Source organism: Burkholderia gladioli (genome assembly GCF_000959725.1).
In the GTDB taxonomy this organism is placed as follows: domain Bacteria; phylum Pseudomonadota; class Gammaproteobacteria; order Burkholderiales; family Burkholderiaceae; genus Burkholderia; species Burkholderia gladioli.
Window position 1 is genome coordinate 871281 of the sequence record NZ_CP009323.1, and the last position, 24018, is coordinate 895298.

Sequence of the window (24018 nt, forward strand, 5' to 3'; positions counted from 1 at the left end):
ACGGCGGCGCCCGCCGCCAGGTACCGAGCCGGAAAGTCCGGTCGGTCGCGTCTCGCATGGCGTCACATGCCGAGCCAGCGCGCCACGCCGAGCCCGACCACCACCAGTGCCACCACCGTCAGCCAGACCCAGGCCGGCACGGCCACGCCCGAGGCACGGCCATCGGGCATGGCGCCGCCGGCCCGCCCCGCCAGCGCGCCGCCGAACGCGGAGCGCTCGCGCGCGCGGCGCAGCGCGGCCGACAGGCCGTCGGGACGCAGGAACACATGGCGGTGACGCGGCTCGGCCGTGGCGAGATTCGGCGCGAGGCCGAATTTGGCCAGCAGGCTGGCGGCGAACTCGGAGAAGAAATCGTCGGCGAGGCGCCGCAGGCCCTGCTCGACCTGACGCGGCGGCAGTTCGGCGAGCGGCCCCGCGGCGGTGGCGCGGATCGTGTAGTGGATACGTGTGACGAGCCCGTCGGCGACGCGATGGCCGGACAGGCGCACGTCGAGCTGCCCGCGCAACAGGCCGCCGCCCTCGGTGCGCGCGATGAACACGAGGTTGCGGCGCGGCCGCCCGCCCGAGGGCGGCTGGAGATGGACGCGGACTTCGTAGCGCGCGCGCAGCGGCCCGAGCGGCACCGTCAGCACCAGCGTGTAGTCGTCCTGGGACAGCCGGGTCAATGCTTCGCAGTGCTCGACGCTCGCGCGCAGCAGTGCGAGATCGTGCAAGGCCGCCCAGACCTTCGACGGCGCAAGCGCAACCCGCAGCGCGTCGTTCAGCTCCATGCCTCTCCCCGAAATCCGCGGTCGCCGCCGCGCCATCCTGCGATGCCGTCGCGCCGCCAGAAGGCCGACGGTCGAAAAAAAACCACGGCCTGGGCCGTGGTTTTCATTATCTAGGAAATGCCGCGATCGCGTGCGGGATCGGGCACCGCCGGCCGGCGAGCCGACAAAAAGCTTACTGCGCGGCCCAGGAAAAGGCGAGCTTCGCGTCGCCCTTGGCCGGCACCGTCACATTGCGCATCTCGGTCTTGCCGTTGTAATTCGCGCTCACCTTGTAGGCGCCCGGCGCGAGCCGCACCAGCATGTAGGGGCCGCGCGTATCGGCCTTCAGCACCTCGCCGTCGTGGCCCATGATCGAGACGTGCACGCCCGAGAGGTATTCGCCGCCCGCGCCGGTGAAGCGGATCGACAGCGGCCACTGGTGCTCGGCGCGCTGGAAGGCATTCGACTCGTCGAGGCCGACGCCGCCCGACACGTAGCTCACGTCGCCCTGCTGCTTGACGTCGGGCAGCCCGGACTGCGCATAGGCACCGCCCGCCAGGCCCAAGGCCAGCGCGGCCGCAAGCAGGAATTTCGAAACGTGTTGTTGTTGCATGGTTCGTCTCCTTACTGGGTCGGAAAACGGAAGGCGGCACGGGGATGCCGCCACGAAACCAGGCTTGCCGCCCGGCCGGGGATCCAACCTGCAAACCTCAGCAAGATGCGATCCCGGCCGGCCGGATGGTTCGGATCAGCTCAGGTCGACCGGCACGAAGATCTGCGCGTCGTCACGCTGGATCAGCAGCGCCAGGCTGTTGCCGGCGTTCTTGACCGCGTCGCGCAACTGCTCGGGGCTGGTGACCGGGCGGCCGTTCACCGCCAGGATCACGTCGCCGGGCTGGATGCCCGCATTGGCGGCCGGCCCGGTGGCCTGCTGCACCACCAGCCCGTGCGTGAGCGAGCTGCCGGCGCGCTCCTGCGGGCTCAACTGGCGCACCGCGACGCCCAGGCGCCCCTGCTCGGCCGGCTCGTCGTTGCCGGCGACCTGCTGGCTGTCCGCCAACGAGGTGAGGGTCACCGTCACGTCCTTGCGTGCCTTGTCGCGCCAGATCTGCAGGTCGGCCTTGGTGCCCGGCTTGAGGCTGGCGATCTGGCCCGGCAGCATGGTCGAATCCTGCACCGGCGTGCCGTTCACCGACAGGATCACATCGCCCGGCTGCAGGCCGGCCTTGGCGGCCGGGCCCTTCGGATCGACCGAGCTGACCAGCGCGCCGTCGGGCTTCTGCAGTCCGAACGAACTCGCCAGCGTCTGGTCGAGGCCCTGCACCGCCACGCCGAGTCGGCCACGGCTCACGTGGCCGGTCTTCACCAGTTCGTCCTTGACCTTGATCGCCTCGTTGATCGGGATCGCGAAGGACAGGCCCTGGAAGCCACCCGTCTGCGAGTAGATCATCGAGTTGATGCCAATCACCTCGCCCTGCAGGTTGAACAGCGGGCCGCCGGAATTGCCGGGGTTGACCGGCACGTCGGTCTGGATGAACGGCGTGTAGTTCTCGTCGGGCAGCGCGCGCGACTTCGCGCTGATGATGCCCGAGGTCACGGTGTTGTCGAAGCCGTAGGGCGAGCCGATCGCCACCACCCACTGGCCGACCTTGCTCTGCTGCGGATCGCCGATCTTCACGGTCGGCAGGCCGCTCGCGTCGATCTTGAGCACCGCCACGTCGGACTGCTTGTCGGCGCCGATCACCTTGGCGCGGTACTCGCGCTTGTCGGTCAGCTTGACGGTGACCACGTTGGCGCCGTCGATCACGTGCGCGTTGGTCAGGATGTAGCCGTCAGGACTCACGATGAAGCCCGAGCCGAGGCTGGTGCTCGGCGTGTCGTCGGCCTGGCCGCCTCCGCCTCCGCCTCCGCCGCCCATGCCCGGCACCTGGCCGTAGAAGTGCTTGAAGAACTGGTAGAACGGATCGCTCGGATCGATCGGCAGTTGCTGCGCGCCGCCGCCGCGACGGGCCGAAGCCTTCACCACGTGCTTGGCGCTGATGTTGACCACCGCCGGGCCATAGGTTTCGACCAGCCCCGAGAAATCGGGAATCCCCGTCTTCGCGGCGGCCTCGGCCGGCATCAGCGCGGCGGCCTGCGCCGGCGAGATGATCTGCGGCGGCTCGGCATGACGCGTGCCGGCCACATAACCGGCGGACAAAGCGGCCGCGACGGCCACGACGACGGCGCTGCGCGCCAGGAAACGGGTGTTCATGGTTCTACCTCCTCGTTGTTGGTTCGCAGCGTAAAGGCACTGTCTTAAAGGAGGCTTAACAGAATCGGGGGCGGATCGCAAACCCTGGCCACACGGCCTTCAAATGGCTTTCAGGCGAGACGCGCGCCGGGAAACGCGATCTCCACCAGCAAGCCCCCCGCAGGCGATTCGCCGAGCGTGACGGTGGCGCGCTGCTGGGCGGCCACGCGCTTGACGATCGCCAGGCCCAGGCCGCTGCCGGACACGTCGGTGCGCATGCGCGCCGAGGAGTCGCGGTAGAAGCGGTCGAACACGCGCTCGCGCTCCTCGGGCGGAATGCCGGGGCCGCTGTCGGCCACCCGCACCAGCGCGCGGCCCTCGTCGAAGCTCAGCGAGACGTCGATGCGCCCGCCATCCGGCGTGTACTTCACGGCATTGTCGAGCACGTTGTTGAGCATCACGCGCAGCGCGCCGATATCGGCGTCGATGATGGCCGGCTGGGCCTCCTCGATGCCGAGGTCGATGTTGCGCTTCTGCGCGACCACCGCCTGCGCGCTCACGCAATGCGCTAGCACGTCGGCCAGCGCGACCGGCTCGCGCACCGTGGCGCCGTCGGGCTCGGAGCGCGCCAGCGCGAGCAGTTGCTCGGCCAGGCGCGTGGCGCGCGTGACGCCGCTCTGCAGGTCGGCCAGCGCCTCGCGGCGGGTCTCGTCGTCCTGCGCGCGCGCCACCAACTGCGCCTGGATCTGCACCGCGGCCAGCGGCGTGCGCAGCTCGTGCGCGGCATCGGCGACGAAGGCCTTCTGCGTGTCGAGCGCCGCTGCCAGGCGCGCCAGCAAGCCATTGAGCGCATGCACGAGCGGCTGCACTTCCTGCGGCAGACGGTTGTCGGGCAACGGGTCGAGCGCCTCGGGCCGACGCGACTCGACCGCGCGCGTGACGCGCCGCAAGGGCCGCATGCCGCGCCCGACGATCATCCAGACCGCCGCGCCGAGAAACGGCAGCAGCAGGATCAGCGGCCACACGGTGCGCAGCGCGACGCTGGCGGCCAGCCGGTTGCGCACCGACAGCGGCTGCGCGAGCTGCACCACGTTGTCGCCGACGATTGCGCCGTAGACGCGCCATTCGCCGCGATCGGTGCGTTCGGTGGAGAAGCCCAGTTCGGCGCGCGGCGCGATCGGCGCACGCGGATGCGAGAAGTACATCAGGCCGCCGTTGCGGTTCCAGATCTGGATCACGATGCCCTCGTCGCCGTTGGTGCGCGAGCCGAACACCTGCGAGAAGGGCTCCGAGGGCAGCGCCGCGGCGATCGCCTGGAGCTGGTAGTCGAACAGTTCGTTGGCCTCGGCCAGCGCCTGGCGATAGATCAGCCAGCCCGCGGCACCCACGCCCGCGACCACGATCGCGAGCAGCCAGATCAGCAATTGATGGCGAATCGACCTCACGCGCTACGATTCCTTGACGACCATGTAGCCGAGCCCGCGCACGTTGCGGATCAGGTCCGAGCCGAGCTTCTTGCGCAGCGCGTGGATGTAGACCTCGACCGTGTTGCTGCCGATCTCCTCGCCCCAGCCGTACATCTTCTCCTCCAGCTGGCTCTTCGAGAGCACCGCGCCGGGCCGCGCCAGCAGCGCCTCGAGCAGGGCGAACTCGCGCGCCGAGAGGGCCACCGCCGCGCCGTCGAGCGTGACCTGGTGCGAGGCCGGGTCGAGCGTGAGCGCGCCGTGGCGGATCACCGATTCGCTGCGCCCAGACTGGCGGCGGATCAGCGCGCGCATGCGGGCGCCCAGTTCGTCGAGATCGAAGGGCTTGACGAGGTAGTCGTCGGCGCCGGCGTCGAGCCCCTTGACGCGGTCCGAGACGGCGTCGCGCGCGGTGATGATCAGCACCGGCAGCGCGTGGCCGCGCGAGCGCAGGGTGCGCAGCACGTCGACGCCGTCGCGCTTGGGCAGGCCCAGGTCGAGCAGCATCAGGTCATAGGTTTCGCCTCCGATGGCGGTCAGCGCGGCCTCGCCGTCCTGGACCCAGTCCACCGCGAAACCGTCGGCCTTGAGCGCCTTGCGCACGCCCTCGGCAATCATCTTGTCGTCTTCGACCAGCAGGATACGCATCGTGCCAACCCTGGATGCAGTAGATTCGATGCCGGCCATTGTAGCCCCAGCCGCGGTTCATTTCGTCATCCCGGCGACGATGCTTGTCTCTACAATGTGCACACTCCGGCACCACCGAGCCGGCACCGCACTACCCCTGCACGTCGATGACCCACACCATCCGCCCGACCGATTTCCTTCCCCGTTCCGCCCGCGCCGCGCGCGCGGCCCTGGTCCTCGCCGCCTGCGCGGCCCTCGCGGTCGCCACGCCGGCCGAGGCCCGCAAGAAACCGCGCGCCGGCAAGCACGCGGCCGCGGCCGCCGCGGCGCCGGCCGCCACCGTGGCAGCCGCGCGCGGCATCCTGCCGGCCTCGGTGCTGGCCGGCCTGCAGCGCGCCCACGTGCCGGCCTCCAGCATCAGCGTGGTGGTCGAGAAGATCGGCGCGCGCGCGCCGGTGGTGGCCTGGAACGCCGAGCGGCCGATGCTGCCGGCCTCCACCATGAAGCTGGTCACCACCTACTCGGGCCTGTCGCTGCTGGGTGCGGACTACCGCTACCGCACCAGCGCCTATGCCGACGGCACGCTCGATCCGTCCGGCACGCTGCACGGCAACCTCTACATCAAGGGCACCGGCGACCCGAAGCTGGTGCCCGAGGAACTGATCGACCTGGTCAACCGGATCCGGCGCGCCGGCATCGTCAACGTGGACGGCTCGCTGGTGCTCGACAAGAGCTTCTTCGCCAGCTCCACGCGCGACCTGCCCGCCTTCGACGACGAGACCCAGGCGCCCTACAACGTCGGCCCCGACCCGCTGCTCTACGCCTTCAAGTCGCTGTCCTTCACGGTCACGCCGACCGACAGCGGCAACGTCGCGATCGACGTGCTGCCGCCGCTGGCCAACCTGAGCATCGACAACGAGGTGAACGAGGCCGGCGGCTCCTGCGCGATGGCCTCGGCGGCGGCGCGCCCGCGCCTGTCGACGGACGCCGGCGGCATGCTGAGGGCCAGCTTCGTGGGCCGTTTCCCGCCGCAATGCGGGCCGGTCACCAGCAACATCGCCGTGCTCGATCATTCGCAGTTCTTCTCGCAGGGCTTCCTGGCGCTATGGCGCTCGACGGGCGGCAGCTTCGCGGGACCGATCGTCGAGGGCAAGGTGCCGACGACCGCGCGCCCGGTCGCGACCCATCAGGGCCCGGTGCTGTCGAGCATCGTCTACGACATCAACAAGAACAGCAACAACGTGATGGCGCGCAACCTGTTCCTGTCGCTCGGCGCGATCGTCGGCAAGCCGCCGGCCACGCCCGATCAATCCGCGCAGGTGATCCAGTCCTTCCTCCACAAGAGCGGCATCGCCGCGCCCGAGCTGCAGCTCGACAACGGCTCGGGCCTGTCGCGCGACGAGCACGTCAGCGCGCGCACGCTCGCCGCGCTGCTGCAGGCCGCCAATGCCAGCCCGGTGGCCCAGCCCTTCGTCGAATCGCTGCCGATCGTCGGGGTGGACGGCACCATGGCGCGGCGCCTGACCAACCAGCCCGTGCTCGGCAATGCCCACATCAAGACCGGCACGCTGCGCGACGTGCGCGCCATCGCCGGCTACGTGGCCTCGGCCGACGGCAACAGCTACGTGGTGGTCAGCTTCATCAACGATCCGCGCGCGAGCGCGGCGCGCGCCGCGCACGACGCGCTGCTCGAATGGGTCTACTCGGGCCCGGGGCAAGCCGCCGAGTAAGCCTGCCCGCCAAGCCGCCCTTGCGGACCGCTCCCGCAAGCCGCGGCGAATCCGGACCGGGCGCCCCAGGCAGCCCACCGCGCCGCGCCGCCCAATCCCGCCGCCCGGCCTCCGAGCCCGGCCCGGCGGGGCTTGCGGGCAAACCCTCCCCCGAACACTCCCTCTACTGAACTTGTCGCGCCGGGCGCGGCGATTGCGTACTCTTTTCCTCTCCATCCCACCCGGCCGGACCGTGACGAGCCGGGGCGATGGCCGACCAGACTCGAAAGGGGGAGACGCCCATGCAATTCAATGTCGAATTGCTGCTGCTCGCGCTGGCGCCCGTGTTCCTGCTCTGCATCGGTTGGGAAGCGTGGCACCTGGCCCGCACGCGACCGAACGATCACATCTACGCCTGGCGCGACACGCTCTGCAACGCCGCGCTCGCGTTGATGCACCAGGGCGCCGACAAGCTCGCCTGGCTGGTGGTGATCCCGATCTACGCATTCTGTTACGCGCACTACCGGCTGCTGGACTGGCAGGCCGGCTGGCTTTCCTTCGCGGTCCTGTTCATCGCGCAGGACCTGCTCTACTACGTGTTCCACCGCGCCAGCCACCGCGTGCGCTGGCTGTGGGCCGCGCACGTGGTGCACCACTCCTCCGAGCGCCTGAACTTCTCGACCGCGTTCCGCCAGAGCCTGATGTACCCGATCGCCGGCATGTGGCTGTTCTGGCTGCCGTTGGCCTTCCTGGGCTTCCCGCCGCAGCAGATCGTCGGCATCGTGCTGATCAACCTGGCCTTCCAGTTCTTCGTCCACACCCAGGCGATCCCCAAGCTCGGCTGGCTCGAGACCTTCCTCAACACGCCCTCGATCCATCGCTCGCACCACGCGCGCAACCCGCGCTATATCGACCGCAACTACGCCGGCGTGCTGGTGATCTGGGACCGCCTGTTCGGCAGCTACGTCGAGGAGGATCCGCGCGATCCGCCCGCCTACGGCATCGTCGAGCCGCTGAATTCGAACAACCCGCTGGTCGCGACCTTCCACGAATGGCGCTCGATGGCGGCCGACGCGATCCGCGTCGACGGCCCGCGCAACAAGTGGCGCGCGATTTTCGGGCCGCCCGAGTGGGCGAGCGCTTATCATGCGCAGGTTACCGGCACGTTGCGACCCGCGACGGCCGCGGCCCGAAGGGGGCCGGACGACATGGGGCGACCTGCCGCCGTGCCGCCGGACATCGGGCACCACGCGTCCGACGACGCATAAACAAACTGGCCATATCTACGAGGAGATGCATGCATGAAGCCGAACCACACCGCCACGCCCCGCCTGCCGAGCCGCCTGAAGCGCAGCGCGCAGCTCGCGATCGCGAGCGCGGCGTTCGCGCTGCTCGCCGCCTGCGGCGGCGGTGACGACAACGCCGCGCCCGCCGCCCCGCCGGCCGGCGTGCAGAAGCAGATCGTCTCGTTCGGCGACAGCCTGTCCGACGCTGGCACCTATTCGCCGCAGATCCTGCTCGGCTTCGGCGGCGGGCGCTTCACCACCAATCCGGGCGAGGTCTGGACCCAGAAGGTGGCCGAATACTTCGGCGACACGCTCAAGCCCGCCTACGAAGGCGGCTTCGGGGTCCCGCTGCAGGCCACCGGCGGCCTGGGCTACGCCCAGGGCGGCTCGCGCGTGACGCTGCAGCCGGGCCTCGGCCACGCCGACGCCTCGGTGCCGAACGCCGACTTCGCCCAGGCCACCACCACGCCGATCGCCACCCAGGTGCAGCAGTACCTGCAGGCGCACGGCAGCTTCAACGCCAACCAGATCGTGCTGATCAACGGCGGCGCCAACGACATCCTGTTCCAGGCGCAAGTCGCGGCCGCGGCCGGCAATACCCCGGCCGCCCAAGTCGCGGCCGCGCAGGCGGTCGGCCTGGCGGCCCAGCAGTTCGGCCAGATCATCGCGCAGATCGCCAACGCCGGCGCCAGCCACGTGTTCGTCGCCAACATGCCCGACATCGGCACCACGCCGCTGGCGGTGGCCGGCGGCGCCGCCACCCAGGCCGCGCTGACCCAGCTCTCGGGCCTGTTCAACCAGACGCTGAACGCCACGCTCGCCGCGCTGCAGGTCGACACCAGCAAGGTCAAGGTGATGGACGTGTACACCTGGCAGGACGGCATCGGCGCGAACTTCCAGGCCAACGGCTTCACGGTCGGCAATACCGGCACGGCCTGCAACCTGACCGCCATGGCGGCGGCCGCCGCGAAGGCCGGGGTGGCCAATCCGAGCGGCTTCGCCTCCTCGCTGTTCTGCTCGCCGCAGACCTACACGGTGGCCAACGCCGACCAGACCTACATGTTCGCCGACACGGTGCACCCGACCACGCGCCTGCATGCGCTGGTCGCGCAGTTCGTCGAGCAGCAGATCGCGGCGGCCGGCGTCACCAAGTAAGGCCCGCCCACCCCGGCCGGCCGCTCGATGCATTTGGGCGGTCCGGCAGCGGAAAAAGAACGCCCGGCGCGCGACGCGCCGGGCGTTTTTCCTTGATGCGCCGGAATCAGGCCGCCGGCCGGCGGAAGCGATCCAGGTTCTCGCGCAGCCAATCCGTCAGCGAACGCGGCGGACGTCCCGTCAATTCCTCCACCGTGCGCGTGGTCTCGCCGATGCCCGAGGCGCGCATCAGCCGGTCGAGCCCGACCAGCAGGTCCGCGACGAAGGGCGGCAGGCCGCCGGCCAGCAGCAGCGCGTGCTGCTCGGCCAGCGAGCGCTGCGCATAGGCGACCGGGCGATCGAGCAGGCCGGAGAGCTCCCGCGCGATCTCGTCGACAGTCCAGGCGCGCGGCCCCGTCAGGTGATAGGCGAGCTGCGACTCGCCATCGACTTCCTCGAACAGCGCCGCGCGCGCGGCCGCGGCCACGTCGCGGGTATCGACGAAATTGGTGCGCCCGCTACCCACCGCGCCGCCCCACTCGCCCGCCGCCACCAGCGGGCCGGCGCGCAGCAGCAGCGAGGTAAAGGCGGACGGCCGCAGCACCGTCGAGGCGATCGGCTGGCGCGCCAGGTGCGCCTCGATCGGCATGTGCCAGGCCATCGGATACAGGCGCGTGGCCGGCCCCATCGCCGAGAGCTTCACCACATGGCACACGCCGGCCGCCACCGCGGCGTCGATCAGCGCGATCTCGTTGGCGACCTGGTTCGGCGAGCTGCCTTGCGCGATGAACAGGCGCTCGACGCCCTGCAAGGTCGCGGGCAGGCTGGCCGGTCGCTCGAAATCGACGCCCACGGCACGCACGCCGGCCGGCAGCACGGCGGCTTCGGGACGGCGCGTGAGCGCAAGCAGCTCGACCGGATCCTCGGCCAGCAGGCGCGTCAGCTCGGCGCCGACGCGCCCGGTGGCGCCGGCGATGGCGAAGCTCGGCCGGGCGGCGCCGGAATCGGAACGGATGGACATGACGACTCCTTTCGAAATGATGGGGAAAGGATCGATCCGGGATCTCACCCATCAGGCATCGGAACGATCGTTCCACAAATCATGGAATGATCGTTCCGGCGTGTCAAGCATGGCATCGCCGAACCGTGTCAGGCGGCGCGCTGGCATCCGCGAAGGCGCGGTAGATCAAGAAGGAAAGAATCGACGAGGCGGCTCGCAGCGAGCCGCATCCGGGCAACGCGGGGAAGAAACTGAAGACCTGCCGGCGCGGCGGGCGAAACCCGCGCGCAACGGCAGCAGCGAGACGAGGCGCTGACGCGCCCCGAGGCGAAAACTCAGTGCGCCTCGTCGGCGCCCTGCTCGAATGCCGCGGCGGCACGCCCGAGCCGGTCGTTGACGGCGACCCATTCGGCGGTATCCGGCAACTGCTCGATCAGGATGCGCGTGACCTGCGCCCGATCGAGCGCGCGCAGCAGGCTGTACAACTCGCGCGCATAGGCCTGGGGATCCTCGGGCGCGGCGACGAAGTGCACGCCGATCGCGGTGGACCAATCGCGCGCGCTCGAGGCCCGCGCGACCAGCGCGACCGGCTCGCCCGCCTCGGCGGCCGCATCGAGCAGCAGCTCCAGGCGATCGAACGGCAGCAGCGCCAGCGGCGTGCGCGGCGCGTAATGCGCCTTCAGCGTGCCGGACGCGCGCGGCGCCGTGGCATCGCTGCCGTCGGGCAGGCGCGGCACGGTGCCGAGCACGGCGGCGATCTGCTGCGGCGTGACATGGCCGGGCCGCAGCAGCGCAGGAAAACCGCGCGACAGGTCGAGAATCGTCGATTCGATGCCGACCTCGGCCGCGCCGCCGTCGAGCACGTGCACGCTGTCGCCGAACTCCTCGCGCACATGCTGCGCGGTGGTCGGGCTGACATGGCCGAAGCGGTTCGCCGAGGGGCCGGCCACGCCGCCGTGGCCACCGCGCAGCGCGCTGAAGGCGGCCAGCAGCCGCTGCGCGACCGGATGCGAGGGGCAGCGCAGCGCGACCGAATCCTGCCCGCCGCTGACCGCGTCGGGGATATGCGCGGCGCGTTTGAGGATCAGCGTGAGCGGCCCCGGCCAGAACGCGTCGATCAGCTTTTGCGCGTCGGCGGGCAGCGATTCGACCCAGTAGCCCGGATCGCCGCCGGGCGGCAGATGCACGATAACCGGATGATTCGAGGGCCGGCCCTTGGCCGCGTAGATCCGCGCCACCGCCTCGGGGCTTTCGGCATCGGCGCCGAGTCCATAGACGGTTTCGGTCGGGAACGCGACCAGTTGGCCGGCCGCGAGCTTGGTGGCGGCTTCCTCGATCGCGGCGTCGGGCGGCATCGGCCAGGCGGCGGTCGAACGGACGTCCGGGCTCATGATGGCGGGCTCCTCAGTCGAGCGGGATGCGCAGCAGGCTCGCGCAAGCCTGCGCGGCCTCGAGCGCCTCGTCGAGCGTGTCGGCCGTGAAGTTCACATGGCCCATCTTGCGGCCCACGCGCGCCTCTTCCTTGCCATACAGGTGCAGATGCGCGGCCGGCATGGCGGCCACCTGGTCCCACGGCGGCGTGAGCGCCTCGCTCTCGCCCGCGGCATCGGCGAACCAGATGTCGCCGAGCACGTTGAGCATGACGGCCGGCGAATGCTGGCGCGGGTTGCCCAGCGGCAGCCGCGCCATGGCGCGCACCTGCTGCTCGAACTGGCTGGCCGAGCAGGCGTCGACGGTGTAATGCCCCGAGTTGTGCGGACGCGGCGCCATCTCGTTGGCGACCATCGAGCCGTCCTCGAGGATGAAGAACTCCACGCACAGCACGCCCACGTAGTCGAGCGAATCGGCGATGCGCACCGCCGCCTGCCGTGCCGCGGCCGCGAGCGCGGCATCGGCGGCCGGCGCCGGCACCACGGTGAGCGACAGGATGCCGTGATGATGGGTGTTCTGCGCGAGCGGGAACACGGCCGAGCGGCCGTCGGCGCCGCGCGCGATCAGCGCCGACACCTCGTACTTGAGCGGCAGGCGTTTTTCCAGCACGCAGGGCACGCCGCGCAGCGAGGCGAACGCGGCGCGTGCCTCGGCGGCGTTCGCCACGCGCACCTGGCCCTTGCCGTCGTAGCCCATGCGCGCCGTCTTGAGGATGCCGGGCAGCACCGCGTCCAGCTCGGCGTCGGCCAGCGCGGCGAGCGCCTCGGCCGATTCGATCACCACGTGCGGCGCGACCGGCACGCCCGAGGCGGCGATGAAGCGCTTCTCCGCGATCCGGTCCTGCGCGATCGCCACGCAGCGGCCGGCCGGCGCGACGAAGGTGCTGCGGGCCAGGAAATCGAGGCTGGCGGCAGGCACGTTCTCGAATTCGGTCGATACCGCTTCGCAGAGTTCGGCGAGCTCCGTGAGCGCTGCCTCGTCGTCGTAGGCGGCGCGCAGGTGGCGATCGGCTACCGCGCCGGCGGGGCTGCTCGCGTCGGGGTCGAGCACGGCGACGCGATAGCCCATCGATTGGGCCGCGAAGCAGAACATGCGGCCGAGCTGGCCGCCGCCGACCATGCCGAGCCAGGCGCCGGGCAGGATCGGTGAAACCGGAGTGGAGTGTGCAGTCATGTCAGTGATCGGTCGCGGCGGACATCGTGGGGTTCGCTGCCCGCCGCCGGGGTGATGCCGGAAAGTCTTCGGGGCCGCGCCGCTTACAGCGGCGGCAGCACCATCGCGTGCGCGGCTTCGTTCTGGCGCACGCGGAACGCGGCGAGGCGGTTCGCGTAGTCGGTCGAGGTGCCGGCCAGCAGCGAGACCGCGAACAGGCCCGCGTTGGCCGCGCCGGCCTCGCCGATCGCGAAGGTCGCCACCGGCACGCCCTTGGGCATCTGCACGATCGAGTGCAGCGAATCGACGCCCTTCAGGTACTTGCTGGCGACCGGCACGCCCAGCACCGGCACGGTGGTCTTGGCCGCCAGCATGCCCGGCAGGTGGGCGGCACCGCCGGCGCCGGCGATGATCGCGCGCAGGCCGCGCTCGCGAGCCTTCTCCGCGTAGTCGAACATCTCGTCGGGCATGCGGTGCGCGGACACGACCCTGGCCTCGTAGGGCACCTCGAATTCCTGCAGGATCGCGACGGCATGCTTCATCACGTCCCAATCGGAACTGGAACCCATCAGCACGCCGATCAGCGGCGCGCTGTGCGTGTGGGCGGTCTTGACTTCACTCATCGTGGGACGTTTCCTTCGTTATCGGCGAACGGCGCGCGGCGCGCTCAGGCCAGCGTCTGGCCGGTGATGCGCTCGAGCGCTTCCTGGTACTTGGCGCTGGTGCGGGCGACCACGTCGTCGGGCAGCTTCGGCGCGGGCGGCTCCTTCTTCCAGTCCTGCGTCTCGAGCCAGTCGCGCACGAACTGCTTGTCGAAGGACGGCGGGTTGGTGCCGACCTGGTATTCGTCGGCCGGCCAGAAGCGCGAGGAATCGGCGGTCAGCGCCTCGTCCATCAGATACAGCTTGCCGTGCTCGTCGAGGCCGAACTCGAACTTGGTGTCGGCGATGATGATGCCGCGCGTGGCGGCGTAGTCGGCCGCTTCCTTGTACAGGCGAATCGAGATGTCGCGGATGGTGGCGGTCAGCTCGGTGCCGATGCGGCGCTCGCATTCCTCGTAGCTGATGTTCTCGTCGTGGTGGCCCATCTCGGCCTTGGCGGCCGGCGTGAAGATCGGCTCGGGCAGCTTCTGCGCATTCTGCAGGCCCGCCGGCAGCTCCACGCCGCACACCGCGCCGCTCGCCTGGTAGTCCTTCCAGCCGCTGCCGGCCAGGTAGCCGCGCACCACCGCCTCGACCAGGATCGGCTCCAGGCGCTTGACCACCACGCCGCGGCCGGCCACCTGCTCGACCTCGTCGGCCGCCACCACCGATTCCGGGGCGTCGCCCGTCAGGTGGTTCGGGACGATGTGCGAGAGCTTGTCGAACCAGAAATTGGCCATCTGGTTCAGCACCCGCCCCTTGTTCGGAATCGGCTCGCCCATGATCACGTCGAACGCCGACAGACGGTCGGTGGTGACGATCAGCAGCTTGTCGGTGCCGACCGCGTAGTTGTCGCGGACCTTGCCGCGACCGAGGAGCGGCAGCGAACGGAGCGTGGATTCGTAAAGGGTAGACATCGTCGTTTCGCAGAAAATGGGGCCAAACAAAAAGGGAAACGCCGTTCCCCGTCGACAGGCGGGAACGGCGGCTGGACTTCCGGCCGGCACCGCCCGGAACCACCGGGCGGCAAACCGATATGTTAGCGCACGAGCTGGGCGAGTTCGCCGGCCTTGTAGCGCTCGGCGATCTTGTCGAGCGAAACCGGCTTGATCTTGCCGGCCTGGCCTTCGCAGCCGAAGGCCTGGTAGCGGGCGATACACACCTTCTTGGCGGCTTCGCGCGCGGGCTTCAGGTAGTCGCGCGGATCGAACTTCGACGGGTTCTCGAACAGGTAGCGACGGATCGCGCCGGTGATCGCCAGGCGCAGGTCGGTGTCGATGTTGATCTTGCGCACGCCGTGCTTGATGCCTTCCTGGATCTCCTCGACCGGCACGCCGTAGGTTTCCTTCATGTCGCCGCCGAATTCGCGGATTTCCGCCAGCAGCTCCTGCGGCACCGACGACGAACCGTGCATCACCAGGTGCGTGTTCGGGATGCGCGCGTGGATTTCCTTGATGCGCTCGATCGACAGGATGTCGCCGGTAGGCTTCTTGGAGAACTTGTAGGCGCCGTGCGAGGTGCCGATCGCGATCGCCAGCGCATCGCACTGGGTCTGCTTGACGAAGTCGGCGGCCTGCTCCGGATCGGTCAGCAGTTGCTCGCGCGTCATGGTGCCTTCGGCGCCGTGGCCGTCTTCCTTGTCGCCCTTCATGGTCTCGAGCGAACCGAGCACGCCCAGTTCGGCCTCGACCGTCACGCCGATCGAGTGCGCCATCTCGACGACCTTGCGCGACACCTCGACGTTGTACTCGTAGGAGGCGACCGTCTTGCCGTCGGCCTGTAGCGAGCCGTCCATCATCACGCTGGTGAAGCCGCTGCGGATCGCCGCCAGGCAGACCGCCGGCGACTGGCCGTGATCCTGGTGCATCACCACCGGGATATGCGGGTAGGACTCGACCGCCGATTCGATCAGGTGGCGCAGGAAGGCTTCACCGGCGTACTTCCGGGCGCCGGCCGAGGCCTGCATGATCACCGGCGCGTTGACCTCGTCGGCCGCCGCCATGATCGCCTGCACCTGCTCCAGGTTGTTCACGTTGAATGCCGGCAGGCCATAACCGTGTTCCGCTGCGTGGTCCAGCAGTTGACGCATTGATACGAGAGGCATTGTGGTACTCCATGAATGAAAACCGGTGCGCCCTGGTTGGCGGCGGCTGCCTGTCCCGGGCGAATTCACGGGGCGGCGCCTGCGGCCGAGCGTCGAGTGGGCGACATTTTATCGCGAAGCGCCCTGCGTTTAGTTCCGTTTCCGGGCGGATTCCGCAATTTGTTACGACTTCCGTTTCATGTACCACGAAAAAATGCAAAAAAAAGCCGCGCGGGGGCATCGAGCCCGCCGTGCGGCATTTTCCGTACCCGGGCAGCCGGGCATTAATACAGGGTCAGAGGCAAATCAGAAGGTTTCGCCGACCCGCACGATCTTCAGCGTATTGGTACCGCCGGCCTGCCCCATCGGCTCGCCGACGGTCAGCACCACCATGTCGCCGCGCACCACGTAACCCTGGCGGATCACGATCTCCACGGCGGCCTGCATGGCCGAGTCGCGATCGCTGTTGAAGTCGACGTGCAGCGGCGTGACGTTGCGGAACAGCGCCATCGCGCGCTCGCTGCCGACCCGCGGCGTGAGCGCGAAGATCGGCACGTGGGTGATGTGGCGCGACATCCACAGCGCCGTCGAACCCGATTCGGTCAGGGCGATGATCGCCTTGGCGCCCAGGTGGTGGGCCGTGAACAGCGCGCCCATCGCGATCGACTGGTCGATGCGGGTGAAGGTGCGGTCGAGGAAGTCCTTGTCGAGCTCGACGGTTTCCGACTTCTCGGCCTCGACGCAAATCGCGGCCATGGCCTCGATGGTCACCACCGGGTACTTGCCGGCCGCCGATTCGGCCGACAGCATCACCGCGTCGGTGCCGTCCAGCACGGCGTTGGCCACGTCCGAGACCTCGGCGCGGGTAGGCACCGGCGCGTGGATCATCGACTCCATCATCTGGGTGGCGGTGATCACCAGCTTGTTCGACTCGCGCGCCATGCGGATCATGCGCTTTTGCAGCGCCGGCACGGCCGCGTTGCCGACTTCCACGGCCAGGTCGCCGCGCGCCACCATGATGCCGTCCGAGGCGTCGAGGATGTCCTGCAGGGCGGGAATCGCCTCGGCGCGCTCGATCTTGGCGATCATCTTCGGCTTGATGCCGTAGGGCGCACCCGCGATGTTGGCGAGTTGGCGCGCCATTTCCATGTCGGTGGCGTTCTTCGGGAAGGACACGGCCACCATGTCCGCGCCCAGCGACATGGCGGTGCGGATGTCCTCCATGTCCTTGGCGGTCAGCGCCGGCGCCGACAGCCCGCCGCCCTGGCGGTTGATGCCCTTGTTGTTCGACAGCTCACCGCCCACCTTGACGATGGTGTGGATCTCGTCGCCGAGCACGCGCTCGACGGTCAGCACGATCAGGCCGTCGTTGAGCAGCAGCACGTCGCCGGTCTTCAGGTCGCGCGGCAGGTCCTTGTAGTCGAGGCCGACGCGCTCGTCGTTGCCGAGTTCGCAGGTGGCGTCGAGGATGAAGGGCTGGCCCGGGTTCAGCGTGGTCTTGCCGTTCTCGAACTTGCCGACGCGGATCTTCGGACCCTGCAGGTCGGCCATGATCGCGATCTCGCGGCCGACCTTGCGCGCGGCCTCGCGCACCATCTCGGCGCGCTGGCGGTGATCGTCGGCCGTGCCGTGCGAGAAATTGAGGCGCACGACGTCGAGGCCGGCCTGCATCATCTGCAGCAGAATCTCGGGCGAACTGGAAGCCGGGCCGATCGTGGCGACTATCTTGGTGGCGCGAAGCATGAAACTCCTCTTGATGGTCTGGGTGGATGCGCTGGAGATACTGCTGCGAGAGCCGGAGCCGCCGGGCCCAGCGGCCGGTGCTCCGGTATGGGCGCCGGCTTCTTGGGCCGGCGTCGCCTTGTTCTGCATGTCCTGTTCCATCGCGGCCGGGCGGCCGGCCTCGGGGCCTTGCCGCCCGCCGGCGTGGGAGCCGGGGCGTGCCCGCGCCGCCCCGCCCGCCTGCCGGCGCGTCTTCGCGCGACCGTGCGCCGCCATCAGGCCGCGCGCGTTTCGAGCACTTCCACCGCCGGCAGCGTCTTCCCTTCCAGGAACTCGAGGAAGGCGCCGCCGCCCGTCGAGATGTAGCTGACCTTGTCGTGGATGCCGTACTTGGCGATGGCCGCCAGGGTGTCGCCGCCGCCCGCGATCGAGAACGCGGGGGAGTTGGCGATCGCCTCGGCGAGCGTCTTGGTGCCGTTGCCGAACTGGTCGAACTCGAACACGCCCACCGGGCCGTTCCAGACCACCGTGCCGGCCTTCTCGAGCTGGCCGGCCAGCGCGCGGGCGGTGTCCGGGCCGATGTCGAGGATCAGGTCGTCGGCCTCGATCTCGTTGACCTTCTTGACGGTGGCCTTCGCGGTGGGCGCGAATTCCTTGGCCGTCACCACGTCCGAGGGGATCGGCACCGAGGCGCCGCGCTCGCGCGCCGCGTCGATGATGGCCTTGGCCTCGGCCACCAGGTCCGGCTCGGCCAGCGACTTGCCGATCGCCAGGCCGGCGGCCAGCATGAAGGTGTTGGCGATGCCGCCGCCGACGATCAGCTGGTCGACCTTCTCGGCCAGCGACTTCAGGATGGTCAGCTTGGTCGACACCTTGGAGCCGGCCACGATCGCCACCAGCGGACGCTTCGGGTTGCCCAGCGCCTTGCCCAGCGCGTCGAGCTCGGCGGCCAGCAGCGGGCCCGCGCAGGCGATGCCGGCGTACTTGGCGATGCCGTGGGTGGTGGCTTCCGCGCGATGCGCGGTGCCGAACGCGTCGTTGACGTAGATATCGCAGAGCGCGGCCATCTTCTGCGCCAGCGCGTCGTCGTTCTTCTTCTCGCCCTTGTTGACGCGGCAGTTCTCGAGCAGCACCACCTCGCCCGGCGCGACCTTCACGCCGTTCTCGACCCAGTTCGCCACCAGCGGCACCTCGCGGCCGAGCAACTCGCCCAGGCGCTTGGCGACCGGCGCCAGCGAATCCTCGGGCTTGAACTCGCCCTCGGTCGGTCGGCCCAGGTGCGAGGTGACCATCACCGCGGCGCCCGCGTCGAGCGCGGCCCGGATCGCCGGCACCGAGGCGCGCACGCGCGTGTCCTCGGTGATGTTGCCGTGGTCGTCCTGGGGCACGTTCAGATCGGCGCGGATGAAGACACGTTGGCCGGAGACCTTGCCCTCGGCGATCAGGTCGGTAAGACGCTTAACTTGGCTCATGGGACTGATTGAAGGTTGATGAGGAAGGCGTTGCTGAAAAATCGCGCGCGGGCTGCCGTCGACAGGCGCCTGACGGCCGGGCTGGGCCGTGCGACACGCTCGAAATTTCCGGAAAGGGCCATTCTAGCCGATCCATCCCGCGGCCTGCCCCGCCGCGCGGCGAATTCCCCCTATTTGGCCGAAGCCTTTCGATGTTGCCGTGCACCATCGAAAGGCTTCGAGGCGAAGGGTCAAATGATCAGGCGCAGCGCGGTCGACACCAGCATGCCGACCACGATCGTGCCGATCATGCTGCGCCGCCACAGGAACCAGGCCAGGCCCGCGGCGGCCGCGTAGAAGTCGTGATTGGCCAGCGAGAAGGAGATGCCGGCCGGCGTCTCCAGCACGTCGGGCAGCACCACCGCCACCAGCGCCGCGGCCGGCGCGTAGCGCAGCGCGCGCTGGGCACGCTCGGGCAGCATGGTGCGCTCGCCGCCGATCAGGAACAGCGCGCGGGTGAGCGCGGTGACCACGGTCATGCCGGCGATGGTCCACCAGACCAGGGCGGTGTCGCTCATCGCGCGCCTCCCTCGCCGTCGCGGCCGGCCTCGCTCGCGTCGAGCGCATCGCGGGGCCGCACTTCGGCGCGCAGGCGGCGCCAGTCGGCCCGCTCGATGAAGACGTCGGCCAGCGTGCCCGCGGCCAGCGCGGCCAGCACCGCGAGCGGCAGGCCGAGCCGGTAGGGCAACTCGATCGCCAGCAGCGCGACGATGCCGGCCACCACCACGGCGACCAGCGTCGAGCGGTTGGCCACCGCCGAGACCATGATCGGGATCAGCGCGAGCGTGCCGGCCAGCCCCAGCCCCCATTGGTCGGGCACCACGCTGGCCAGCGCGATGCCGGCCAGCGAGGAAGCCTGCCAGGACAGCCAGCTGACGATCGCCATGCCCCAGAAATAGGCTTCCTTGCCCGGCACATGGCCGTTGGCGAAACCCTGCCGGATGAACAGCAGGTAGATGACGTCGCCGTTGAAATAGCCGATCAGCGCGCGCCGCCACATCGGCAGGTAGGAGAAATGCGGGGCCATGCCGGCGCTGAAGATCACGAAGCGCAGGTTGACCATCGCGGCGGTCAAGAGGAGCGTCCAGAGCGGCAGCTTGGCGGCCAGCAGCGGCAGCACCGCCAGTTGCGAGGAGCCGCCGTAGACCAGCAGCGACATCCAGACCGCCTGGTTGGTGGTCAGCACCGACTTGCTCATCGCGATACCGGTAACGAGACCCCAGGACAACATCGCGGTGAGCGTCGGCGCGTAGTCGCGCGCCCCCTGGACGAAGGAGAAGCGATCGGAGGCGGACAGGCGAGCGAGCATGGGACGGCGCCGGACGGCGCGAGGAACCGGGGGCGCGCGCGGCCGCGCTGCCTCCCGTGTTGCTGGTGTTGAATGGTGCCAGTGATTATAGCGCCGGACCCCGCCGAGCAGACCGTTGACGATGCAAAAGACGTTAAAATGCCGGTCCTGCGCGGCCCGCCACGGCCGGCGATCGACCCGGCTTGCGCGCGAACGCGCCGCGCCGCCGGTTTTTTCGCTATCGTGTCGGGCAACGGCGAGATGCGCGCCGCGCTCGCCCCCTTATTGCAACAAGAGACCGCCCCATGAGTGAAATCAAGGAACGACCGCTCGTCGAACTGTCGGCCAAGGATCTGCCGGCCTACTGCCCGAACCCGGCAATGACGCGCTGGAGCGCGCATCCGCGCGTGTTCATCGACATCACGCACGGCGAGGCGCGCTGCCCCTATTGCGGCACGCGCTACAAGCTGCGCGACGGCGAAGTCGTCCACGGCCACTGAGCGGCCCGCCCGGCGCGGCCGAGCTCGCGGCGGCCGCTAGTGGCACGCCCAGCAGGCGACTCGGTACCGCATCGGGCAGGAAGCGACGCGCGGCAGCATCGCGCCCGCGCCGCCTGCGTGCCTGGCGCGTCGCTGCCTTGCAGTTCGCGCCGCCCCGCCGCCACCGTTTCCCCCCGCAACCCGAGCGCGGCGCCCCGGCGACGCGTTTCAACAAGACACCGGATATCGACCTGATGCGTCGCGCGTTGGTAATCGCACCGAACTGGATCGGTGACGCATTGATGGCGCAGCCGCTTTTCGCGCTGCTGAAGAAACTGCACCCCCGCATCGTGATCGACGCGCTCGCGCCGAGCTGGGTCGCGCCCGTGCTCGAGCGCATGCCCGAGATCCACGAGGTGCACGCCACCGACCTGGCCCACGGCAAGCTGCAGATGCTGCGCCGCTGGCAACTGGCCAGCGACCTGCGCGAGGTCGGCTACGACGCCGCCTACGTGCTGCCGAATTCGCTGAAATCGGCGCTGATCCCCTGGCTGGCCGGGATCCCGCTGCGCATCGGCTATACCGGCGAGTCGCGCTACGCGCTGCTCAACGTGCGCCACGCGAACCCGCCCAAGGCGCGCGATTCGCGTCCGCCGATGGTGCCGTTCTATGCCGCGCTGGCCTACGCGCCCGGCGCGAAGCTCGACGAGGCGCTCAAGTCCCTGCCGATGCCGCGCCTGGAGGCCGACCTCAACGAGACCGCGCGCGTCTCGACGCGCTTCCACCTGGACACGCGCAAGCCGCTGATCGTCTTCTGCCCCGGCGCCGAGTACGGCCCGGCCAAGCGCTGGCCGCCCGAGCATTTCGCGGCGCTGGCGAGGATCGTCGGCCAATCCTTCCCCTATACGCAGATGATCGCGCTGGGCTCGCCCAAGGATGCGCCGGCCGCCCAGGCGATCGCCGATCAGGCCCCCGGCGTGCGCAACCTGTGCGGGCAGACCTCGCTGTCCGAGGCCTGCGCGCTGATCGCGCGCGCCAACGCGGTGGTCACCAACGATTCGGGCCTGATGCACGTGGCCGCCGCGCTGCGACGCCCGCTGGTCGCGCTTTATGGCTCGACCGATCCGCGCCACACTCCGCCGCTCTCGGATCTGGCAAAGGTACAATGGCTGCAGCTCGAATGCAGCCCCTGCTTCCAGCGCGAATGCCCGCTCGGCCACCTGAACTGCCTGCGCGAGCTGAGCCCGGAGCAGGTCTTCGCCGACCTGCGCGGCATGCTGGTCGGCCAGCGCTGAGGAGAGCCGGGCCGCGGCCCGGCCCGGCGCGCGTTCGAGACAGTCATTGCGGTACTTGCGAAGGCGGCCTCTCGGCCGCTGCCTTGTAATAGCGCGCCTTGCGCGAGAGATAAACCCGATGCCACGTTTTGCCCGCCTCTTCGAAGCCGCCGCCGACACGCTGAACGCCTACTACCAGTCGGTCGCCGACGCGAACCTCGACGCCCTGATGGTCCTGTGGATCGACGAGGATTTCGCGAGCTGCATCTGGTCCGACGGCGCGCACCTGCACGGCCTCGAGCAGATCCGCAGCGGCTTCGCGCAGCGCATGACGGCGCGCCCGGTGACCATCGAGCCGCTCGACATCCGCGTCTACGACAGCCTCGGCACGGTGGTCTACACGGTCGCGGAAGCCCATCAGTACGCCGACGGCGGCAGCGAGCCCGACATGGTGTTCGCCACCTACGTGATGATCCACGAGCGCGGCGAATGGCGGATCGCCCATATCCACGCCAGCCCGATCCCGGACCAGGCCGCCAGCCAGTTCGCCGCCAAGATTCGCCACGGCCAGGGCCCGCTGCACTGAGGCCGGCACGCGCGCGATGAGTACCGATACACCGCCGTCGCCACTCACCGGGCTCGCGCAGCCCGCCACCGAGCTGCTGCGCTACGTGGCCCCGCGCTGGCTGCCCTCCAATCACGCCCAGACGATCTTCCCGGCGCTGTTCGGCCGCCGCCCCGAGGTGAGCTACCGGCGCGAGCGCTGGGACACGCCCGACGGCGACTTCATCGATCTCGACTGGGTCACCCACCCGCCCGGCGGCGTCGCCGGCGGCGAGCCCTCGCCCGAGGCGCCGCTGGTGGTGGTATTCCACGGACTCGAGGGCAATTCCGATTCCCGCTACGCGCGCCTGCTGATGGCGGCCGCGCGCGACCTCGGCTGGCACGGCGTGGTGCCGCATTTCCGCAGTTGCAGCGGCGAGCTGAACCGGCTGCCGCGCTTCTACCACCTGGCCGACGCCGACGAGGTCGACTGGATCCTGCGCCGGCTCGCCGCCCGGCATCGCGGCCCGCTGTTCGCGGTGGGCGTCTCGCTCGGCGGCAACGTGCTGCTGCACTGGCTCGGCGAGCGGCGCGGCAACCGCTCGCTGGTGGCGGCGGCCGCCGCGGTGTCGACCCCGCTGGACGTTCACGCCGGCGGCCGGGCCATCTCGCAGGGCTTCTCGATGGTCTACACGCGCTCCTTCCTGAAGACGCTGAAGCTCAAGGGGCTCGCCAAGCTCGCCCAGCATCCCGGCATCTTCGACCGGCGCGCGATGCTGGCCGCGCGCACCATGCACGAGTTCGACGACATCGTCACCGCGCCGCTGCACGGCTTCTCGGGCGCCGACGACTACTGGACGCGCGCCACGGTGCGGCCCAAGCTGCCCGGCATCGAGATTCCCACCCTGATCCTCAACGCCCGCAACGACCCGTTCCTGCCGGCCACCGCGCTGCCTGGCCCCGCCGACGTGTCGCGCGCGGTCGAGCTGGACCAGCCCGAGCACGGCGGCCACGTCGGCTTCATGACCGGGCCCTTCCCGGGCCAGGCCGACTGGCTGCCGCTGCGCGTATTCGGCTTCGTTTCCCGCTTCCTCGACCATGGATGAGATCGTTCGCCAGGCACTGGCCAAATGGCCCAACGTTCCGCATTGCACGGGCTGGCTGCTGCTCGACCGCCGCGGCGACTGGCGCATGCGCGACGAGGCCACCCAGGCCGCCGGCGCGCCCGGCACCGCGATCCGCCATGCCGCGCTGATCGCCTTCATCGCGCGCAACTACGAGCGTGATGAAGCAGGGCAATGGTTCTTCCAGAACGGGCCGCAGCGCGTCTACGTCGAGCTGGCCTACACGCCATGGATCGTGCGCCTGTCGACCGACGAGCACGGCGTGCCGAGCCTGACCGACCAGACCGGCCAGGCCTTCGAGCCGGCCGGCGCCTGGCTCGACGACCAGGGCGGCGTGCTGTTCTCCGACGCGTCGACGCCAGCTCGCGTGGCCGCCCTGCACGACCACGACCTCGGCCTGTTCGCCGATCACGCCACGCTCGACGAGCAAGGCACGGGCGGCCGCTTCCATTGGCGGCCCGGCGTCGATCTCGCGCTGGCCCCGATCGGCCGCGACGAGGTGCCGGCCCGCTTCGCCTTCGTCGCGAGCCCGGCCGCGCGCGCCGCCGGCTGAGCCGGAATCCGCCTCG

The 24018-nt window shown here is 69.9% G+C and carries 25 protein-coding genes; 10 read left to right on the forward strand and 15 right to left on the reverse strand.

The genetic code is table 11. The annotated features are described in order from the left end of the window. Positions 1-62: 62 nt before the first annotated feature. From BM43_RS20800 to BM43_RS20820, 5 genes are all read right to left on the reverse strand, one after another. On the reverse strand, positions 63-770 hold the full coding sequence (locus BM43_RS20800; protein WP_036049374.1) for an SRPBCC family protein: 708 nt from the start codon (positions 768-770) through the stop codon (positions 63-65). A gap of 172 nt (positions 771-942) precedes the next feature. After that, positions 943-1362, reverse strand: coding sequence for a peptidase associated/transthyretin-like domain-containing protein (locus BM43_RS20805; RefSeq protein ID WP_013699233.1), 420 nt, complete (start codon positions 1360-1362; stop codon positions 943-945). Positions 1363-1497: 135 nt separating this feature from the next. Then, positions 1498-3003, reverse strand: coding sequence for a DegQ family serine endoprotease (locus BM43_RS20810; protein ID WP_036049373.1), 1506 nt, complete (start codon positions 3001-3003; stop codon positions 1498-1500). 110 nt (positions 3004-3113) lie between these two features. After that, positions 3114-4427 (reverse strand): ATP-binding protein, encoded by a 1314-nt coding sequence (locus BM43_RS20815; RefSeq protein ID WP_036049370.1) that lies wholly within the window; start codon positions 4425-4427, stop codon positions 3114-3116. Positions 4428-4430: 3 nt separating this feature from the next. Next, positions 4431-5093: a response regulator gene (locus BM43_RS20820; protein ID WP_025096971.1), complete on the reverse strand. Its 663-nt coding sequence runs from the start codon at positions 5091-5093 to the stop codon at positions 4431-4433. 146 nt (positions 5094-5239) lie between these two features. Here BM43_RS20820 and dacB point away from each other — a divergent pair, with 146 nt between their 5' ends. The 3 genes from dacB (at position 5240) to BM43_RS20835 (ending at position 9222) form a co-directional block, all read left to right on the forward strand. Beyond that, positions 5240-6802, forward strand: a complete 1563-nt coding sequence (gene dacB, locus BM43_RS20825; protein WP_045577486.1) for a D-alanyl-D-alanine carboxypeptidase/D-alanyl-D-alanine endopeptidase — start codon at positions 5240-5242, stop codon at positions 6800-6802. A 281-nt stretch (positions 6803-7083) separates the two neighbouring features. Continuing rightward, on the forward strand, positions 7084-8049 hold the full coding sequence (locus BM43_RS20830) for a sterol desaturase family protein (RefSeq protein WP_036049366.1): 966 nt from the start codon (positions 7084-7086) through the stop codon (positions 8047-8049). Positions 8050-8082: 33 nt separating this feature from the next. Next, complete coding sequence (locus BM43_RS20835) at positions 8083-9222, forward strand: SGNH/GDSL hydrolase family protein (RefSeq protein ID WP_017918737.1); 1140 nt, start codon at positions 8083-8085, stop codon at positions 9220-9222. Positions 9223-9328: 106 nt separating this feature from the next. Here the strand turns inward: BM43_RS20835 and BM43_RS20840 are convergent, their stop codons facing one another. Beyond that, on the reverse strand, positions 9329-10222 hold the full coding sequence (locus BM43_RS20840) for an NAD(P)H-binding protein (RefSeq protein ID WP_036049363.1): 894 nt from the start codon (positions 10220-10222) through the stop codon (positions 9329-9331). On the opposite strand from BM43_RS20840, the gene BM43_RS40680 reads away from it, so the two are divergent. Further along, positions 10221-10517, forward strand: a complete 297-nt coding sequence (locus BM43_RS40680; RefSeq protein WP_144417684.1) for a hypothetical protein — start codon at positions 10221-10223, stop codon at positions 10515-10517. The two genes, BM43_RS20840 and BM43_RS40680, sit on opposite strands and share 2 nt — an antisense overlap. A gap of 19 nt (positions 10518-10536) precedes the next feature. On the opposite strand, the gene BM43_RS20845 is transcribed toward BM43_RS40680, so the two are convergent. From BM43_RS20845 to BM43_RS20885, 9 genes are all read right to left on the reverse strand, one after another. Continuing rightward, a complete protein-coding gene (locus BM43_RS20845; protein ID WP_013699241.1) occupies positions 10537-11592 on the reverse strand; it encodes an L-threonylcarbamoyladenylate synthase in 1056 nt (351 codons plus the stop codon). Positions 11593-11605: 13 nt separating this feature from the next. Next, positions 11606-12805: a 5-(carboxyamino)imidazole ribonucleotide synthase gene (locus BM43_RS20850; protein ID WP_013699242.1), complete on the reverse strand. Its 1200-nt coding sequence runs from the start codon at positions 12803-12805 to the stop codon at positions 11606-11608. An 83-nt stretch (positions 12806-12888) separates the two neighbouring features. After that, on the reverse strand, positions 12889-13407 hold the full coding sequence (gene purE / locus BM43_RS20855; RefSeq protein ID WP_036049360.1) for a 5-(carboxyamino)imidazole ribonucleotide mutase: 519 nt from the start codon (positions 13405-13407) through the stop codon (positions 12889-12891). 44 nt (positions 13408-13451) lie between these two features. Then, the gene (locus tag BM43_RS20860) at positions 13452-14342 is read right to left on the reverse strand and encodes a phosphoribosylaminoimidazolesuccinocarboxamide synthase (protein ID WP_036049358.1); all 891 of its coding nucleotides are present in this window, start codon (positions 14340-14342) and stop codon (positions 13452-13454) included. A gap of 122 nt (positions 14343-14464) precedes the next feature. Then, positions 14465-15529, reverse strand: coding sequence for a class II fructose-bisphosphate aldolase (gene fba, locus BM43_RS20865; protein ID WP_013699245.1), 1065 nt, complete (start codon positions 15527-15529; stop codon positions 14465-14467). Positions 15530-15814: 285 nt separating this feature from the next. Further along, complete coding sequence (gene pyk / locus BM43_RS20870; protein WP_036049356.1) at positions 15815-17251, reverse strand: pyruvate kinase; 1437 nt, start codon at positions 17249-17251, stop codon at positions 15815-15817. Between the two features lie 254 nt (positions 17252-17505). Further along, on the reverse strand, positions 17506-18702 hold the full coding sequence (locus BM43_RS20875) for a phosphoglycerate kinase (RefSeq protein ID WP_013699247.1): 1197 nt from the start codon (positions 18700-18702) through the stop codon (positions 17506-17508). A 230-nt stretch (positions 18703-18932) separates the two neighbouring features. Next, complete coding sequence (locus BM43_RS20880; RefSeq protein WP_013699248.1) at positions 18933-19259, reverse strand: AzlD domain-containing protein; 327 nt, start codon at positions 19257-19259, stop codon at positions 18933-18935. Beyond that, positions 19256-20050, reverse strand: a complete 795-nt coding sequence (locus tag BM43_RS20885) for an AzlC family ABC transporter permease (protein WP_036049353.1) — start codon at positions 20048-20050, stop codon at positions 19256-19258. The genes BM43_RS20880 and BM43_RS20885 overlap by 4 nt, the downstream gene beginning before the upstream one ends. A 72-nt stretch (positions 20051-20122) precedes the next feature. Between BM43_RS20885 and BM43_RS41385 the strand changes: the two genes are divergently transcribed. The 6 genes from BM43_RS41385 (at position 20123) to BM43_RS20910 (ending at position 24002) form a co-directional block, all read left to right on the forward strand. Further along, the gene (locus BM43_RS41385) at positions 20123-20338 is read left to right on the forward strand and encodes a hypothetical protein (protein ID WP_126242697.1); all 216 of its coding nucleotides are present in this window, start codon (positions 20123-20125) and stop codon (positions 20336-20338) included. Further along, complete coding sequence (locus BM43_RS20890) at positions 20335-20529, forward strand: zinc-finger domain-containing protein (RefSeq protein ID WP_013699250.1); 195 nt, start codon at positions 20335-20337, stop codon at positions 20527-20529. The genes BM43_RS41385 and BM43_RS20890 overlap by 4 nt, the downstream gene beginning before the upstream one ends. A 233-nt stretch (positions 20530-20762) precedes the next feature. After that, positions 20763-21803, forward strand: a complete 1041-nt coding sequence (waaF, locus tag BM43_RS20895; RefSeq protein ID WP_013699251.1) for a lipopolysaccharide heptosyltransferase II — start codon at positions 20763-20765, stop codon at positions 21801-21803. A gap of 118 nt (positions 21804-21921) precedes the next feature. After that, positions 21922-22368, forward strand: a complete 447-nt coding sequence (locus BM43_RS20900; RefSeq protein WP_013699252.1) for a nuclear transport factor 2 family protein — start codon at positions 21922-21924, stop codon at positions 22366-22368. A gap of 16 nt (positions 22369-22384) precedes the next feature. Then, positions 22385-23431 carry a YheT family hydrolase gene (locus tag BM43_RS20905; RefSeq protein WP_036049351.1) on the forward strand — a complete coding sequence of 349 codons (1047 nt, stop codon included), beginning with the start codon at positions 22385-22387 and terminating at the stop codon, positions 23429-23431. After that, the gene (locus tag BM43_RS20910; protein ID WP_036049348.1) at positions 23424-24002 is read left to right on the forward strand and encodes a DUF2946 family protein; all 579 of its coding nucleotides are present in this window, start codon (positions 23424-23426) and stop codon (positions 24000-24002) included. The genes BM43_RS20905 and BM43_RS20910 overlap by 8 nt, the downstream gene beginning before the upstream one ends. Positions 24003-24018 lie beyond the last annotated feature (16 nt).

What these genes read in the sequence shown, in the direction of transcription:
- BM43_RS20800 (WP_036049374.1), bottom strand. Translation starts at nt 770, where the DNA reads ATGGAGCTGAACGACGCGCTGCGGGTTGCGCTTGCGCCGTCGAAGGTC.
- BM43_RS20805 (WP_013699233.1), bottom strand. Translation starts at nt 1,362, where the DNA reads ATGCAACAACAACACGTTTCGAAATTCCTGCTTGCGGCCGCGCTGGCC.
- BM43_RS20810 (WP_036049373.1), bottom strand. Translation starts at nt 3,003, where the DNA reads ATGAACACCCGTTTCCTGGCGCGCAGCGCCGTCGTCGTGGCCGTCGCG.
- BM43_RS20820 (WP_025096971.1), bottom strand. Translation starts at nt 5,093, where the DNA reads ATGCGTATCCTGCTGGTCGAAGACGACAAGATGATTGCCGAGGGCGTG.
- dacB (WP_045577486.1), top strand. Translation starts at nt 5,240, where the DNA reads ATGACCCACACCATCCGCCCGACCGATTTCCTTCCCCGTTCCGCCCGC.
- BM43_RS20830 (WP_036049366.1), top strand. Translation starts at nt 7,084, where the DNA reads ATGCAATTCAATGTCGAATTGCTGCTGCTCGCGCTGGCGCCCGTGTTC.
- BM43_RS20835 (WP_017918737.1), top strand. Translation starts at nt 8,083, where the DNA reads ATGAAGCCGAACCACACCGCCACGCCCCGCCTGCCGAGCCGCCTGAAG.
- BM43_RS40680 (WP_144417684.1), top strand. Translation starts at nt 10,221, where the DNA reads ATGACGACTCCTTTCGAAATGATGGGGAAAGGATCGATCCGGGATCTC.
- BM43_RS20840 (WP_036049363.1), bottom strand. Translation starts at nt 10,222, where the DNA reads ATGTCCATCCGTTCCGATTCCGGCGCCGCCCGGCCGAGCTTCGCCATC.
- BM43_RS20845 (WP_013699241.1), bottom strand. Translation starts at nt 11,592, where the DNA reads ATGAGCCCGGACGTCCGTTCGACCGCCGCCTGGCCGATGCCGCCCGAC.
- BM43_RS20850 (WP_013699242.1), bottom strand. Translation starts at nt 12,805, where the DNA reads ATGACTGCACACTCCACTCCGGTTTCACCGATCCTGCCCGGCGCCTGG.
- purE (WP_036049360.1), bottom strand. Translation starts at nt 13,407, where the DNA reads ATGAGTGAAGTCAAGACCGCCCACACGCACAGCGCGCCGCTGATCGGC.
- BM43_RS20860 (WP_036049358.1), bottom strand. Translation starts at nt 14,342, where the DNA reads ATGTCTACCCTTTACGAATCCACGCTCCGTTCGCTGCCGCTCCTCGGT.
- fba (WP_013699245.1), bottom strand. Translation starts at nt 15,529, where the DNA reads ATGCCTCTCGTATCAATGCGTCAACTGCTGGACCACGCAGCGGAACAC.
- pyk (WP_036049356.1), bottom strand. Translation starts at nt 17,251, where the DNA reads ATGCTTCGCGCCACCAAGATAGTCGCCACGATCGGCCCGGCTTCCAGT.
- BM43_RS20875 (WP_013699247.1), bottom strand. Translation starts at nt 18,702, where the DNA reads ATGAGCCAAGTTAAGCGTCTTACCGACCTGATCGCCGAGGGCAAGGTC.
- BM43_RS20880 (WP_013699248.1), bottom strand. Translation starts at nt 19,259, where the DNA reads ATGAGCGACACCGCCCTGGTCTGGTGGACCATCGCCGGCATGACCGTG.
- BM43_RS20885 (WP_036049353.1), bottom strand. Translation starts at nt 20,050, where the DNA reads ATGCTCGCTCGCCTGTCCGCCTCCGATCGCTTCTCCTTCGTCCAGGGG.
- BM43_RS41385 (WP_126242697.1), top strand. Translation starts at nt 20,123, where the DNA reads ATGGTGCCAGTGATTATAGCGCCGGACCCCGCCGAGCAGACCGTTGAC.
- BM43_RS20890 (WP_013699250.1), top strand. Translation starts at nt 20,335, where the DNA reads ATGAGTGAAATCAAGGAACGACCGCTCGTCGAACTGTCGGCCAAGGAT.
- waaF (WP_013699251.1), top strand. Translation starts at nt 20,763, where the DNA reads ATGCGTCGCGCGTTGGTAATCGCACCGAACTGGATCGGTGACGCATTG.
- BM43_RS20900 (WP_013699252.1), top strand. Translation starts at nt 21,922, where the DNA reads ATGCCACGTTTTGCCCGCCTCTTCGAAGCCGCCGCCGACACGCTGAAC.
- BM43_RS20905 (WP_036049351.1), top strand. Translation starts at nt 22,385, where the DNA reads ATGAGTACCGATACACCGCCGTCGCCACTCACCGGGCTCGCGCAGCCC.
- BM43_RS20910 (WP_036049348.1), top strand. Translation starts at nt 23,424, where the DNA reads ATGGATGAGATCGTTCGCCAGGCACTGGCCAAATGGCCCAACGTTCCG.